Source organism: Paenibacillus sp. FSL K6-1217 (genome assembly GCF_045040735.1).
Classification (GTDB): domain Bacteria; phylum Bacillota; class Bacilli; order Paenibacillales; family Paenibacillaceae; genus Paenibacillus_AQ.
Window position 1 is genome coordinate 2,067,312 of the sequence record NZ_CP150271.1, and the last position, 13,936, is coordinate 2,081,247.

Genomic DNA, 13,936 nt, shown 5'->3' on the forward strand with positions numbered 1-13,936 from the left:
CCGTAGCCTAAGGACTCTTCCCAATGAGACCAAGCAGGTTGTGCATGGACTCGAACATAATCTCGAAGAGATTCTGGAACAGCGCAGCCAGCCCCGGCATCAGTATAAGAAGCAACGCCAGACCAATAATGATTTTGAGCGGAACACCGATGACAAACACATTATATTGCGGAGCCGTTCTCGCCAGGAAGGCCAGGCCTACATCTGTCAGGAACAGTGCAGCGACCAGCGGAGCCGACATTTGAAAGGCCAGCATAAAGGATTGGGCAAAGGTGCGGATCAGAAATTCAGACAGGCTTCCATTGATCATTTTGAGGAACAGATCATTATCGATCGGCACCCATTTGTAGCTGTATACGATAGCATCCAGCAGGTAGTGGTGACCATTCATGCTTAGGAACAGCAGCAGCGCGATCATATACTTGAAGTTGCCGATAATCGGCGCCGATGCCCCGGTCATCGGGTCGATGACGTTCGCAATCCCGAACCCGATCTGAATATCGATGAACGAGCCCGCAGTCTGAATCGTCATAAACATCAGGTAGGCGATAAATCCGAGCAGCAGCCCGATTAAAGCCTCCCTGATAATCAGGAGGATAAAACCCAGATCCTGCGGAACCGTAATATTCATGCTGCCTGTGCTGAAGATGACCATGGACACAAAAAAAGACAAACCAATTTTGAATGTTGTCGGCACGCTTTGCGACGAAAAGACAGGAACGACAACAAAAAAGGCTGTAATTCGACAAAAAATCAACAGAAAGACAGGAAAACTTTGCAGCAGGGTCTCTATATTCATAGACTCAACCGATATACATGTAGAGACTGCCCAGGATTTGACTGGTGAAATCCACCAGCTTCGTTATGATCCACGGACCGAACAGCAGCAAAGCAAGCAGTACGGCAACGATTTTGGGAACAAATGCCAGGGTCTGCTCCTGAATCTGGGTTGTGGCTTGAAAAATACTGACGATCAGTCCTACCACCAGACCAAGAATCAGCATGGGGGCGCTGGTCTCCAGCACTAAATATACGGCTTGGCCGGCCAGACCGATAATAAACTCCGGATTCATCCCATATGCCTCCTCTTACGCGTCAGGTGTTAAAACTCAGCAGCAGCGATTTGACTACAAGGTACCAGCCGTCCACCAGCACAAAGAGCATAATTTTGAAAGGCAAAGATATCATTACCGGCGGCAGCATCATCATCCCCATGGCCATCAGGGTGCTGGACACCACGATATCAATAATAAGAAATGGAATAAAAATCATAAAGCCCATGGTAAACGCCTTTTTCATCTCACCGATTGCAAAAGCAGGCACCATTACTGTTAAAGGAATATCATTATAGCTGGCCGGCTTAACAGAAGCGTTGCTGCCGGTATAGTTCATGAACAGCAGCAGGTCCTTGGTGTTCGTCTGCTTGAACATGAATTCCTTAATCGGCTCCTGCGCTTTGTTCAGTGCTTCGCTCTGGGTCAGAGTGCCCTTCATATAGGGCTGTAAGGCCGTCTCGTTCACAGTTGCCAGCGTCGGCGACATAATGAACAGGGTTAAGAACAGAGCCAGTCCCACCAGCACCTGGTTCGGAGGCATCTGCTGGGTACCGAGTGACGTTCTTACGAATCCCAGTACGATCACTATCCGCGTGAAGCTGGTCATCAGCACCAGAAATGATGGAGCTATGCTCAGCACCGTTACCAGCAGCAGGATGGATATGGAGCTTGTTCCCCCGCTTGGGGCATCGTTGTCCCCCACCGAGATGTTGATATTAGGAATCGGGTCAGCATGAACCGGATGCAGGAGCAGCACACTGAAAATACCAAACAGCAGTAAAGAAAGAATCAGCTTTTTTTTCATAAATCCTCCGACTCTTTCCTGAGATCCTCATCCCTGCGCAGTTCCTCCAGCTTCTCTTTGCGTTCAGGCGCCAGGGCAAGCTTGGATTGCAGCGTCTCATAGAAAGACGAAGTCTCATGAATCTCAATTTCCTGGGACGGCACCTCACCGCGCAGCTTGGACTTGATTTTGGCGATAAGCGGTGCAATGAAATTATCCGTTCCTGAGGCCTGGTCTTCAAAAGCGGAAATAATCAGCGCCACCTCTGCCGGATCGGTGATCTTATCCATCATGGAGATATCATCGCCCACTCCGATCAGATAGAGGCTGCCGCCCAGCTCAATGACCTGAATCGACTTATTCGGACCCAGCCCCAGCGCACCCAGCGTACGAATGGAACGGCCGCTCATCAGAGTCTGATTGCGGCGTCCCAGAAAACGGATCAGCAGCACGATAAGAATAACAATGACTGCCAGAAAAAAAACAACCTTCAATAAATTCAGCAGGGCATTACTACTGTCTCCGAGCGTGCCGGAAGCATATAACATACCTCGTTCCTATATACCCAGCGTTTTATTGATAGCTTCAATGACGCGGTCTGCCTGGAAAGGCTTCACAATAAAGTCCTTGGCACCGGCCTGGATTGCATCAATAACCATAGCCTGCTGACCCATGGCTGAACACATGATGACTTTGGCATTGGCATCCACTTTTTTGATTTCCTTAAGGGCGGCGATTCCGTCCATTTCAGGCATGGTGATATCCATCGTGATCAGATCCGGACGCAGTTCCTTAAATTTCTCTATAGCCTGTGAACCGTCCTGGGCTTCACCCACTACCTCAAATCCGTTCTTCGACAAAATGTCCCGGATCATCATTCTCATAAATGCTGCATCGTCCACGATTAGAATTCGGTTAGCCATTTTTACAAAATCCTCCCTAAGTATGCTTATTGTAATTTTTGTATGCGGTCCCACTGGCTGACGATATCCGTAACGCGGACACCGAAGTTCTCGTCGATTACTACGACTTCCCCCTTGGCAATGAGCTTGTTGTTAACCAGAATATCAACAGGCTCACCTGCCAGCTTGTCCAGTTCAATAATTGAACCTTGCGACATTTCCAGAATATCTTTGATCTGCTTCTGGGTCCTTCCTAATTCTACGGTTACCTTCAGTGGTATGTCCATCAATAAATTTAAATTATTTTCGTCGATATTGCCAAAAGCTCCAGCACTCAGATTCGCAAATTGTACAGGCTGCACATTCACATTGCGGCCCTGTGCAGGATTCTGCGGCTGAGCCTGCGGATAGGGCGTACCCTGCGGCGGCATTCCGTAAGGCGGCATACCCGGCATCCCGTACGCCGGCATGCCCGCTGGAGGATAATAATATCCGCCTTCCGGCATTCCCGGATAAGGCGGCATGCCCTGACCCTGCGGCGGATATTGCGGCGGGTACCCTCCTGCATCCGGCGCAGGCATCTGCTGCTGTGCTGGAGGAGGAGCCTGCGCCGGTGCAGGTACAGGCTCTGGTGCAGCCGCAGCAGCCGGAGGAGGCGATGCTTCAGCGGAGGAGACAGCCGCCTCCTGATCCGCCTGGCTGACATCGCCAAGCAGCATGGTGACCATATCCTTGGCGAATTGTACCGGCAGCAGCTGCATGATGGTGGAATCGATCAGATCGCCGATTTTCAGCCGGAAGGAGATCTGGATCAGGGTCTCATCATTTGGAAGGCTTCCTACACCTTCTCCGCTGGACATGTTAAGAATGTCAATGCCGGGCGGAGATATATTGACGAATCTGTTGAAGATCGTTGACATCGAGGTGGCGGACGAGCCCATCATCTGATTCATCGCTTCCTGAACGGCACTGATATGAATCTCATTCAGTTCCTCGTCTTTGGGCTCACCCTCACCACCGAGCATCAGATCGGCAATGACCTGTGCATCCCTGATCTTGATCACCAGGGAATTGATTCCCTGGAAACCGTCCACATACTGTACGTGAACAGCCACATGAGGTTTAGGAAAAGCTTCCTCGAACTCCCCGCGGGTAATGATGGATACCTTAGGGGTAGTAATGTCTACCTTCTTGCCCAGCAGGGTGGAGAGTGCGGTTGCCGCACTTCCGAAGGTGATATTGCCGATCTCTCCTAATGCATCCTGTTCAAAAGGTGTTAAGTAATCATCCACGGTCTTCGGTGAAGGAGCCAAATTGCCTTCCGCAGACTGTCTAAGAAGAGCATCTATCTCTTCCTGGGACAAATAATCTTTACTCGTCAAACTCTTCAACCCCTTCGCTGACAATCTCGTCTATTTGCACAGCCACACGTTCTTTGATCATCCCCGGACTTCCAATGAATTTCAGCTTGTCCCCTACCTTAATCGACAGACCGGAATCCACCGTCTTGTTAAGAGAAATCACGTCGCCGATGCTGAGCCCGAGAAATTCAGCAATGGATAAATTCGATTCCCCCAGCTCAGCCACGATTGGAAGCTGCGCGCGGTGGACTCTTGCCCGGATCGCTTCGAGCTCTACCTCATCCCGCACCTTTTTCTCGGAGACAAACCACTGGTGTACGGACAGCCTGGACATAATCGGCTCCAGCACAACGTGCGGGATACAGAGGTTGATCATCCCTGTCGTGTCCCCTATTTTGGTGCTGAGGGAGATCAGGGCAATCGTTTCATTCGGCGATACAATTTGCATAAACTGCGGATTCGTTTCAAGCGCCTCCATCCGGGGATGGATATCAAGCACCGTCTTCCAGGCTTCCTGCAGGCTTTCAAAGCATCTGCTGAAAATCCTCTCCATAATCGTCGTTTCGATTTCAGTCAACGCATTGATTTTGGAGGGTGCCGTTCCGAAGCCGCCGAGCAGCCGGTCCAGCATGGCAAAGGCGATATTCGGATGCACCTCCATCACCATCCGGCCCTCCAGCGGCTCGGCTTCAAAAATATTCAATATCGTCATTTTGGGAATGGAGCGGATAAACTCATCATAAGGGAGCTGCTCTACTTGAACGACATTGATCTGCACGAAGGTGCGCAATTGGGCCGAAAAGTACGTTGTAAGATAGCGGGCAAAGTTATCATGAATCCGGGTAAGACTGCGGATATGATCTTTGGAGAAGCGTACGGCCCGTTTGAAATCATAAGAGCGGATCTTTTTCTGGGTTTCTTCTTTTTTAAGTTCGTCGGCATCCATTTCACCGGATGAAAGTGCAGCAAGCAGAGCATCAATTTCGTTTTGTGATAGTACATCAACCAATTTCAATCACCCCCCCATCAAAGAATTGACCCGCCTGCAGCTACATAGAAGCCAGAATAAATTTGGTGAATTCAATCTGGGTGATCGAACCTTCAGTCAGGTTCTTATTGATAATATTCACCAGCTTGCTGCTGAACTGGTCTTTGCCGCTGGCCCCATTCAACTCCTCGGGTTTGGCATCGGCAATCGCTTTGATAATCAGCGGTGTGATTCTAATAGATTTTATCTTTTCGAATTCTTCCTTGGAGCTCGCCGAATCTAATTGTAACGCGATGTCGACGGAAAGGATGTAATCGGGATCTGCAAGATTAGTTTTGATATCTTTGATTTCGGCCGTCATCTCAACAATTTGATCAGCAGTCATCTTCTTCGTTTCCACGTTCTGGACAGCCTGGTTCACCTCATTCCCGTCACCCGGGAAAAACTTGTCCATCAGTAAAAATGCAGCGACTACGATAAGTGTAACGGCCAGCAAAATCGTAATGAGCCACGGCAGCATCTTTTTCATGAAAGCTCCTCCATTGACTGGACCTTAATGGTGGCAGCATGTGTGCCTATGTCCCTGTTATATTCCTTGATCTTGCTAATGACTTCATCGGCCTTTTCCAGCACGATCAGCCTTTTGCCGGTTACCAGCGTAATATACGTATCCGGTGACTCCTCAACCATTTCAACCAGCAGGGCATTCAGCCACATCCCCGCCCCGTTCAATCTTGTTACCGAAATCATGACAGGCCTCCTAACCTAAATAGGGGGAGGAGTTCCTCCCCCACGACTGCAATAACATTTCCGCGTGCTGGCAAAATGTTATGATTCAGCAAATTACATATTACGCTTCAAGCTTAACGCTTCAGATTTACTACTTCCTGTAATACTTCATCGGAAGTAGTGATAATCCGCGAATTCGCCTGGAATCCGCGCTGGGTCACAATCATTTCCGTGAACTCTCCGGTCAGGTCCACATTGGACATTTCCAGCTGGCCGGCTACGATAGTCCCTGTTCCCACTTCTGCATTGTTGGCAGTAGTCGGTTCCAGCGCGCCTTCGGCATTTGCATTTAAGGTCATACGATACAGATTGCCGCCGATTTTCTCAAGCCCCTGCGGATTGCTGACTTTACCCATGCCAATTTGAACACCGGATTCAGTAGTGCCGTCCGCCATCGTCTGTACAATCGTTCCGTCACTAGAGATAGAGAATGCCGTAACATCGTCACCGATCTGAATGGGTGCGCCCCCGGCGTCAACGACATGTAAGCCATCCGATGTAATCAGATTGCGGCTGGCGTCCACATGGAAATCCCCGGCGCGGGTCAGGAACGGTACTTCCTGGTCACCCGAGAGCTTCACCAGAAAGAACCCGTCTCCGTCGATCCGCAGATCTGTAGGATTATTCGTTGTCATTGCACTACCAGCTGTGTGCATAGTGTCAACAGAACCGATGGATACCCCAAGACCGATCTGCTTGGCATTGACACCGCCTTGCCCCTCTTCACCAGGCGCTGTAACCCCGGAAACAGTCTGGCTCATGATATCCTTGAACATCACGCGTCCTGACTTGAAGCCGATGGTATTGACATTCGCAATATTGTTACCAATGACATCGAGCTTGGTCTGGAATCCGCGCATACCTGAAACCCCTGAGTACATAGATCTTAACATTATTAATCGTCCTCCCGGTTATAGAGTCTTCTGACTCTTAAGAATTTAAAAAGATGAAGCTGGAACGGTGGCCGCGTCAGTCGGTCGGCAGCCACTGTCGGCTCTCCAGTAAGGACCAGCCGATATCAAGATATAATTACTGCACTGTCTATCTGTGTGAATACATTGTCTTTCATTGAGTTGCCGTCCATCGCAGTAACAACTGTCCTGTTCTTTACACTTACAATCAATGCCATATCCTTCATAAGAATCAGAGATTCTTTGCTGCCCTTAGCGGCTGCTTTGTCTACCGCAGAGGAGATCTGATCCAGTTGGCGGCTGCCAAGCTCGATTCCCCGCTGCTCCAGGCGTTTGGCTGCATGGTTGCTGAACTTCAGCATATTCTTCTGCAGTACGCTCTCGAACGACGCTTCAGGACCTACCGAACCCTTAACAGATTGCTGACGCTGCAGAGCGGAAGGATGAACCGCTGCCGGATACAACTGGCCGATGGTTATTCTGTCGCTCATGTTGTCTCCCCGCTCTCCCCGCCACCTGCTGGAGGTGTACTGCTTGCCGGAGACTCGTTGCTTGCCGGAGTCTCACTGGGCGCTGGTGTCTCCCTACCTGGCGGAGGTGTAGTGCCGGCATTCTGGATTTGCATAATATCCTTTAGAGCAATCCGCTCCTTGCCTACCACTGCGTATTGCACACCGCTGCTGACTACAATCGATTCAACATTGCCGGATTTAGGCAATTTCGTCTCGGCATCCGTCCAGGTGATATCCTTCCCGATCAATCCGGATACAGAGCCAAGGGACTGATTCAGCGCTGTAAGCTGGGTGGATATGTTCATAAGCTGCTCTACGGATGAGAATTGAGCCATCTGGGCGATGAATTCCTTATCCTCCATCGGCTGCATCGGATCCTGATTCTGCAGCTGGGTAATCAGTATTTTCAAGAACTGATCCTTGCCCAGTGTAGAGGTGCCTGTGGTCTTGGGTGTTTTATCATCCGCTACATAATTCCATTGGTTGCTGTTAGACACGGGATTCGTTGCCATATCATTTCACCTCGCTTGTTCTGTTCATCAAATCTTGGTTGAGAATCCGCCGCTCTGGTTACTGTCCTGCTGAGCTGCTGACACCCAGTCCTTCCATTCTCCATTAAGCTCTGCGGCAAGCACGGCATCTGCCGATTCTTCCTGGCGTTCACGTGAACGTCTGCCTTGCTGCTGTCCGCCCGCCCCGGTCTGCTGGCCCTGCTGCCCGCTCCACTGAGATTGAGGAGAGTTGTTGTTCTGCGTCACTTCGAGGCGTTCTACCTGAAGTCCCTGAGACTGCAAAGCCAAACGAAGCTGGCTCATCTGCTGCTCAAGCATATCCTTGGTTCCGGCATGCTGGGTCATGAACTGAGCCACCAGATTTCCGTTCTGCATGGTAATCTTCACATCAACTTGTCCAAGATTCTCCGGGAATAAGGTAATCGTAGCTTCAGCCACTCCGCCCTTCTTGACAATCTCAAGCTTGCCGCTGATGAAGGTATTCATCTCCTGGGCGAATTGTTGAACCGGCACAGGTGCTGCTTCCGCCTTGAGCGGGGCAGTCATTCCGTTCCTGAGAGATAACTGGCCTGCGGTTATCACCTCCGGCTCGTTTGTCAATGCTTCAGCGGCAGCCGGTAAAGTATCTTCAGCAGACACTTCCTTCTTCAAAGCGGCAGTCATTCCCATAGTAACAGGAGCAGAATCCTCATATGCAGTTGCAGTTACAGCTTCGGAATTGCCAGCCGCAGCTGCTGCATCCAACATGGAACGAGTGCTCGCTGAAGCCCCCAATAACCTGCGGACATCCGTTGCCAAATCTGCTTTGCTGTACATTTCCACCTTAGGCTCGGTTCCCGTTGCCTGCTTAGGCGCTACTGCTGGAGCATCAACAACTGCTGGAGCCTTGTTAGCCATGGACTTCTGATTAACAGGTGCGCTCTCCGCCACAATAGCCGAGAATTGATTCAGCAGCGCCGCTCCTGTGGCTGCTGTCTCCTGATCGCCGCTGACAGCCGCCGTCTGAACCAGTTGAACCAGGCTGTTCAGTTCATCTTGAACGGCAAAGCGCAAGGTTTCAGGGTTCTGGGCAAGCGGTGACAAGCTAATGGATGCGTCAGCAGCAGTCGCTCCGGCATTCTGCGAACCTGTAGAGGGATTGCCGGACACAAGAGCAGATACTTGAAGCAGCCATCCTTGAAGCGCTGCAATCAGCGCCGGATCAGCCGTAAGGCTGGTATCCAGCTTTTCAACGTCCTGTACAAGCCCTTCGAGCAGATTCGTTTGCTTGGCATCTGTACTGCCTGTCTCTTCTCCCTTAGCCTGTACAGCACTCAGGAGACCCTGCAATAATGAAGCCAAATTACCGGCTACTGGAGTCTCAGAGCCTTTGGCAGCGGTAACTCCCACCATGCTCTGCACAAGCGTCTGGGCAAATGGCGTCGCCGGGTTAACCGTCCCGGTTGTCCCCTGCGTTGTTCCGCCGGAAGCAGCCACATTGCCTGCGGTTAAAGTTTGTAGAATAATACTCATTTTTTATTTTTCACCTCCCTTCAAAGGTTATTTTCCGCCCATCAGGCGGTTTACAATTTTGGCTGTCTGCTTGCTGTCTTTCTTGGTCATCTCCCCCAGAATAGAGGAGCGGACGGAGTCGCTGACCGTATTCAGCACCGTGATGACCTTATCGGGACTAAGGCTGTACATGGAGCCGAGCAGCACGGCCGCATCCGCAGCGGGCATGCTGGTGAAGGTCTGGCCAAGCTTCTCCTGATCCAGATTGGCTGAAGGTTTGGGAGCAGCGGTACCCGCCTCCTGCTTCAACCGGGATTGCAAGGCTGCAATAGCCATATCGGTTGAATTTGTGGTTTCTTTTAGCTTTATGGAGACATCTGCAGCTTTTTTGGCATCCATTTTTTCCAGGATGGCCGATTTTGCCGAATTGCTCATCACACTGAAGATTTGAACCATCTCATCGGTTGTCAAATTCTCCATAATCGGCGCCGCTTTGGAGGCTTTCATGCCGGCGTACAGCTTGGCCAGATCCGTCACTTTCTTCAGATAAGGATCTTCCTCCTCCTCGGTGGCTGCGGCCGTTTCAGCGGCGGTCTTTAACTCATCCACCTGCTTCTGGAGCGCTTCAGCCTTCTTGGTCTCTGCTGTTTTGTCCTCCTCCGCCTGCTTCAGCTTCTCCTCCCCAGCGGCAAGCTGCGCTTTGAGTTCTTTAATGGTGCTCGCGGAGCTCGCAGCCTGCTCTTTGCTCTCTGCCGGCGGCTTCTCTGCTGCTTCGCCTGGCGCTGCCGGGTCCGGCGGCGGATCAGGCACCCATTTTTCGATAACAGGAATTTTGTTCGCAATCTCCAGGACGTTGTTGCGGATATCCATATTAAATAGGGTCAACAATACCCCAAGCAGTACAAGCGTGAAAATGATTGGAATCATCAAGAACAAAAAACGCTCTAATTTGCCTGCCGACCCTTCATCTTCAAATTCCATCTGATTATTTGCCACTAGCGGAAACCTCCCGGGTTAGAGGGATTTCATCGCGAAGCGGACGGTAGCCATCTCATCCAGTTCGTTTTGTTCCCGTAAACTCATATTCTGCAGAAATGCGGTCTGTGCTTTGTCTTTGGCTTTGAGCCATACCTTCTCATCCAGAACCTTCGTACTCAGGTGATCCTGCTTATTCTGAACCTCAACATGTGCCCGGCTGATATCGGAATGCTTGCGGGCAATGCACTTATCGAGGTAATCCACGTAATCCTGCATTTCCCGAAGCTTCGCCATCGGTGTCTTCTGCTGTGCCGCATTTTGCAGGGACAACATGAGCGTGCTGCGCTGGCCGATTAATTCATCAAGGCTTTTTTCCTGTGCCTGCAGTTCTCCGAGCGCGCTTGAGAGCATCCACTCTGCCTGTGTTTTTTCGTTACCCTTCAAGTCCACCACTTTTTGAAAAGTATAATGGAATCTCATGATCAATCAACTCCTCGAGAACTGTGAAATTAAAGTCTGCTGCACTTCGCTAAGGGTAACCTTCTCGTTCACTTTTTGCTTGGTGAAATCCCAGATGCTGTCGATGTAATGCATCGACTCATCGATTTGGGCATTAGAGCCTCTCTGGTAGGCCCCGATGTTAATTAAATCCTCGGAATCCTTATACACCGCCATCAGGCGCTTTACATTCTCGGCTGCGGCAATCTGCTCCTCCGGGGCGATATCCTTCATCACCCGGCTGATGCTTGCGAGAACATCGATCGCCGGAAAATGTCCTTTATTGGCTATATTCCGGTTCAGAACAATATGCCCGTCCAGAATACCGCGTACAGCGTCTGCAATCGGCTCGTTCATATCGTCACCGTCCACCAGCACGGTGTAGAATGCGGTAATTGAACCTGTAGGACCCGTCCCGGCCCGTTCCAGCAGCTTAGGCAGACTGGCGAACACAGAAGGTGTATACCCTCTCATCGCAGGCGGCTCGCCGACTGCCAGTCCCACCTCGCGCTGCGCCATCGCATAACGCGTTACCGAGTCCATCATCAGCATGACATTCAGCCCACGATCGCGGAAGTACTCGGCAATCGTAGTGGCTATCAGCGCCCCCTTGATCCGGATCAGCGCAGGCTGATCGGAAGTGGCAACAATGACTACCGAACGCTGAAGGCCCTCCGGCCCCAGATCGCGCTCAATGAAATCAAGTACCTCTCTGCCCCGTTCACCGATCAGCGCAATCACATTGACGTCTGCCGAGGTGTTGCGGGCAATCATTCCCATCAGAGTGCTTTTCCCGACACCCGAGCCGGCAAAAATCCCCACACGCTGCCCCTTGCCGATCGTCAAAAGTCCATCGATAGCCCGGACTCCAATACTGATCGGCTCGGCGACCCGCGGGCGGTTAAGCGGATTGGACGGAATGTTGAAGGTTGAGCTATGCGGCATCCGGGCTGGTATCAGTGAACCGTCCAGCGGCTGTCCCAGACCGTCAAGAACCTTCCCCAGCAGCTCCGACCCCACTTGAACGCTCAGCGGCTTGCCGGTGCCCACCACATCACAGCCTGGTCCGATAGCCTGCAGTTCGCCAAGCGGCATTAACAACACCTTGTTATCCCGAAATCCTACAACCTCCGCTTGGAGCGGCTTAGATCCTTTGGCAGGATAGATATAACATACATCACCGATGCTGGCGTCAGGCCCTTCCGACTCCACCATCAGCCCGATAACCTGCGTAACCTTACCGTTAATCCTTACGGGATCGAAGTTACGCAGCTGATCCTTGTATCTTCCGCTGTCAAGCATCGTCGTCCCCATTTCTGTTTTCATCCGAGTCCAGAGCGATTCTCAGCAGTTCTTTTTTAATTTCGGCAAGCTGGGTATCGACACGGGCATCAATGCTGCCGAAGGAAGAACGGATCACACACCCCAGATCTCTGACCGTTGAATCCGGGAGAATCTGCAGTTCAGCCTGTGAGTCCACAGCAAGCGATAACTCCTCCCGGGCCGCATTGACAAAAGCAAACTGCGCAGGAGACACGCAGAGTGAGATCAGACCCTGCTCGCGTTTGCGGGCCAGATTCTTACGGATCAGATCCATCGCAAACTTCGGTTCAACGGTAAGCTGCTTATCCACGATCTTCTCGGCAATATCGCAGCTCAGCTCCACCAGGAACGGTTCCGCCTCTTGAATAATTACATCTCTTGCCCGGTATGCTTCCTGAAGCACCGTCCGCGCTTCTTCCATCATCTCGGCAAGACGCCGGGACATCTCCTGCTCCGCTTGGGCCAGACCTTCCTGATAGCCCTGCTGGTACCCTTCGGATTTGACAGCCTCGATCAGCAGCTCATCCTGCTCCCTGCGCTGCCGCCACCATTCTTCAGCTTCAGTCCGCGCTGATTCCACAATATTCTCCGCTTCCTGGGAGGCGCTGCGGACCTGGCTCTCCGCGAATTCCTGAGCATCCTTCAGCATCTGCTTGCGTGACTGCTCCGCCGCTTCTCTGGCGGGGTCCTGGTAATGGACTTCACCCGGAGCCTCCACAGGAGCCGGCTCTTCCGTCAGGCCTGCATGATGTCTGGCCTGTTCGAGCCGCTTCAGCACATCTACCGGAATATATTGAGAATGTTTGATCAGCTTAGACAATAATGTCATCTCCTCCGCCACGGGCGATGATAATTTCACCAGACTCCTCGAGTCTGCGGATCGTGCCTACGATGCGGGTCTGCGCTTCTTCCACATCACGCAGCCGCACGGGTCCCATATACTCCATTTCCTCGCGGAAGGTATCGGCCATACGCTTGGACATATTGCGGAAGATTACATCCCGCACTTCCTCGCTGGCCACCTTGAGCGCAAGCTGCAAATCCGCGTTGTCGATATCCTTGATAATCCGCTGAATGGAACGGTTGTCCACATTGACGATATCCTCGAAGACGAACATCCGCTTCTTGATTTCTTCGGCCAGCTCCGGGTCCTGAATTTCCAGGGAATCGAGAATGGTACGCTCTGTACCGCGGTCTACGCCGTTCAGAATCTGTACAATCGATTCGATACCGCCTGCATTCGTATAATCCTGGGTTACTGTAGCAGACAGCTTCTGTTCCAGTACACGTTCGATCTGGGTTACCACCTCTGGAGAGGTGCTGTCCATAATCGCTATTCTTCTGGCTACCTCCGCCTGCTTCTCCTGAGGCAGGGAAGACAGAATGGAGGCCGCCTGTTCGAATTGCAGATAAGAGAGTACAAGTGCAATGGTCTGAACATTCTCGTTCTGGATGAAGTTGAGAATCTGGTTCGGATCTGCCTTGCGGGCGAAATCGAACGGTCTGACCTGGAGCGTGGCTGTCAGGCGGTTGATCACTTCGAGCGCCTTGGCCGAGCCGAGAGCTTTCTCCAGAATCTCCTTGGCGTAGTTGATACCGCCCTGCGAGATATATTCCTGAGCGAGACAGATCTGATGGAATTCGGACATGATCGACTCTTTTTCCCCGCTGTCCACTTTGCGTACATTCGCAATTTCCAGCGTCAGCTGTTCGATTTCCTCATCCCGCAGATGCTTGAATATTTGTGCCGATACTTCAGGCCCTAGTGTGATAAGCAGGATCGCCGCCTTTTGACGGCCGCTGAGTCCCTGCTGGCTAGCTTTTGCCATTTC

At 51.5% G+C, this 13,936-nt stretch carries 18 protein-coding genes; all 18 read right to left on the minus strand.

Annotated features, from left to right (window positions below; genetic code table 11):
• Positions 1-7: 7 nt before the first annotated feature.
• A complete protein-coding gene (fliR, locus tag MHH28_RS09115; protein ID WP_405114125.1) occupies positions 8-799 on the minus strand; it encodes a flagellar biosynthetic protein FliR in 792 nt (263 codons plus the stop codon).
• Between the two features lie 4 nt (positions 800-803).
• Positions 804-1,073 (minus strand): flagellar biosynthesis protein FliQ, encoded by a 270-nt coding sequence (gene fliQ / locus MHH28_RS09120; protein ID WP_405114127.1) that lies wholly within the window; start codon positions 1,071-1,073, stop codon positions 804-806.
• A gap of 22 nt (positions 1,074-1,095) precedes the next feature.
• Entirely contained in the window at positions 1,096-1,860 is a 765-nt protein-coding gene (gene fliP / locus MHH28_RS09125) for a flagellar type III secretion system pore protein FliP (protein WP_405114129.1), read from the minus strand.
• On the minus strand, positions 1,857-2,387 hold the full coding sequence (locus tag MHH28_RS09130) for a flagellar biosynthetic protein FliO (RefSeq protein WP_405114131.1): 531 nt from the start codon (positions 2,385-2,387) through the stop codon (positions 1,857-1,859). Before MHH28_RS09130 ends, fliP begins: the two co-directional genes overlap by 4 nt.
• A 9-nt stretch (positions 2,388-2,396) precedes the next feature.
• Positions 2,397-2,762 (minus strand): response regulator, encoded by a 366-nt coding sequence (locus MHH28_RS09135; RefSeq protein ID WP_036692515.1) that lies wholly within the window; start codon positions 2,760-2,762, stop codon positions 2,397-2,399.
• A 26-nt stretch (positions 2,763-2,788) separates the two neighbouring features.
• Positions 2,789-4,123 (minus strand): flagellar motor switch phosphatase FliY, encoded by a 1,335-nt coding sequence (fliY, locus tag MHH28_RS09140; protein WP_405114133.1) that lies wholly within the window; start codon positions 4,121-4,123, stop codon positions 2,789-2,791.
• The gene (fliM, locus tag MHH28_RS09145) at positions 4,113-5,111 is read right to left on the minus strand and encodes a flagellar motor switch protein FliM (protein ID WP_340753176.1); all 999 of its coding nucleotides are present in this window, start codon (positions 5,109-5,111) and stop codon (positions 4,113-4,115) included. The genes fliY and fliM overlap by 11 nt, the downstream gene beginning before the upstream one ends.
• A gap of 40 nt (positions 5,112-5,151) precedes the next feature.
• Positions 5,152-5,619, minus strand: coding sequence for a flagellar basal body-associated FliL family protein (locus MHH28_RS09150; protein WP_405114136.1), 468 nt, complete (start codon positions 5,617-5,619; stop codon positions 5,152-5,154).
• The gene (locus MHH28_RS09155) at positions 5,616-5,840 is read right to left on the minus strand and encodes a flagellar FlbD family protein (RefSeq protein WP_036724671.1); all 225 of its coding nucleotides are present in this window, start codon (positions 5,838-5,840) and stop codon (positions 5,616-5,618) included. The genes MHH28_RS09150 and MHH28_RS09155 overlap by 4 nt, the downstream gene beginning before the upstream one ends.
• Positions 5,841-5,953: 113 nt before the next feature.
• On the minus strand, positions 5,954-6,772 hold the full coding sequence (gene flgG / locus MHH28_RS09160; protein ID WP_405114138.1) for a flagellar basal body rod protein FlgG: 819 nt from the start codon (positions 6,770-6,772) through the stop codon (positions 5,954-5,956).
• Positions 6,773-6,897: 125 nt separating this feature from the next.
• On the minus strand, positions 6,898-7,281 hold the full coding sequence (locus MHH28_RS09165; RefSeq protein ID WP_341185372.1) for a TIGR02530 family flagellar biosynthesis protein: 384 nt from the start codon (positions 7,279-7,281) through the stop codon (positions 6,898-6,900).
• Positions 7,278-7,814: a flagellar hook capping FlgD N-terminal domain-containing protein gene (locus MHH28_RS09170; RefSeq protein WP_405114140.1), complete on the minus strand. Its 537-nt coding sequence runs from the start codon at positions 7,812-7,814 to the stop codon at positions 7,278-7,280. The genes MHH28_RS09165 and MHH28_RS09170 overlap by 4 nt, the downstream gene beginning before the upstream one ends.
• A 27-nt stretch (positions 7,815-7,841) precedes the next feature.
• Positions 7,842-9,326: a flagellar hook-length control protein FliK gene (locus tag MHH28_RS09175; RefSeq protein ID WP_405114142.1), complete on the minus strand. Its 1,485-nt coding sequence runs from the start codon at positions 9,324-9,326 to the stop codon at positions 7,842-7,844.
• A 27-nt stretch (positions 9,327-9,353) separates the two neighbouring features.
• A complete protein-coding gene (locus tag MHH28_RS09180) occupies positions 9,354-10,301 on the minus strand; it encodes a MotE family protein (protein ID WP_405114144.1) in 948 nt (315 codons plus the stop codon).
• Between the two features lie 18 nt (positions 10,302-10,319).
• Complete coding sequence (gene fliJ / locus MHH28_RS09185; protein WP_405114146.1) at positions 10,320-10,763, minus strand: flagellar export protein FliJ; 444 nt, start codon at positions 10,761-10,763, stop codon at positions 10,320-10,322.
• A 6-nt stretch (positions 10,764-10,769) separates the two neighbouring features.
• Positions 10,770-12,083: a flagellar protein export ATPase FliI gene (fliI, locus tag MHH28_RS09190; protein WP_405116956.1), complete on the minus strand. Its 1,314-nt coding sequence runs from the start codon at positions 12,081-12,083 to the stop codon at positions 10,770-10,772.
• Positions 12,076-12,924, minus strand: a complete 849-nt coding sequence (locus tag MHH28_RS09195; protein ID WP_405116958.1) for a FliH/SctL family protein — start codon at positions 12,922-12,924, stop codon at positions 12,076-12,078. Before MHH28_RS09195 ends, fliI begins: the two co-directional genes overlap by 8 nt.
• On the minus strand, positions 12,917-13,933 hold the full coding sequence (gene fliG, locus MHH28_RS09200) for a flagellar motor switch protein FliG (RefSeq protein ID WP_405114148.1): 1,017 nt from the start codon (positions 13,931-13,933) through the stop codon (positions 12,917-12,919). The genes MHH28_RS09195 and fliG overlap by 8 nt, the downstream gene beginning before the upstream one ends.
• Positions 13,934-13,936: the final 3 nt, after the last annotated feature.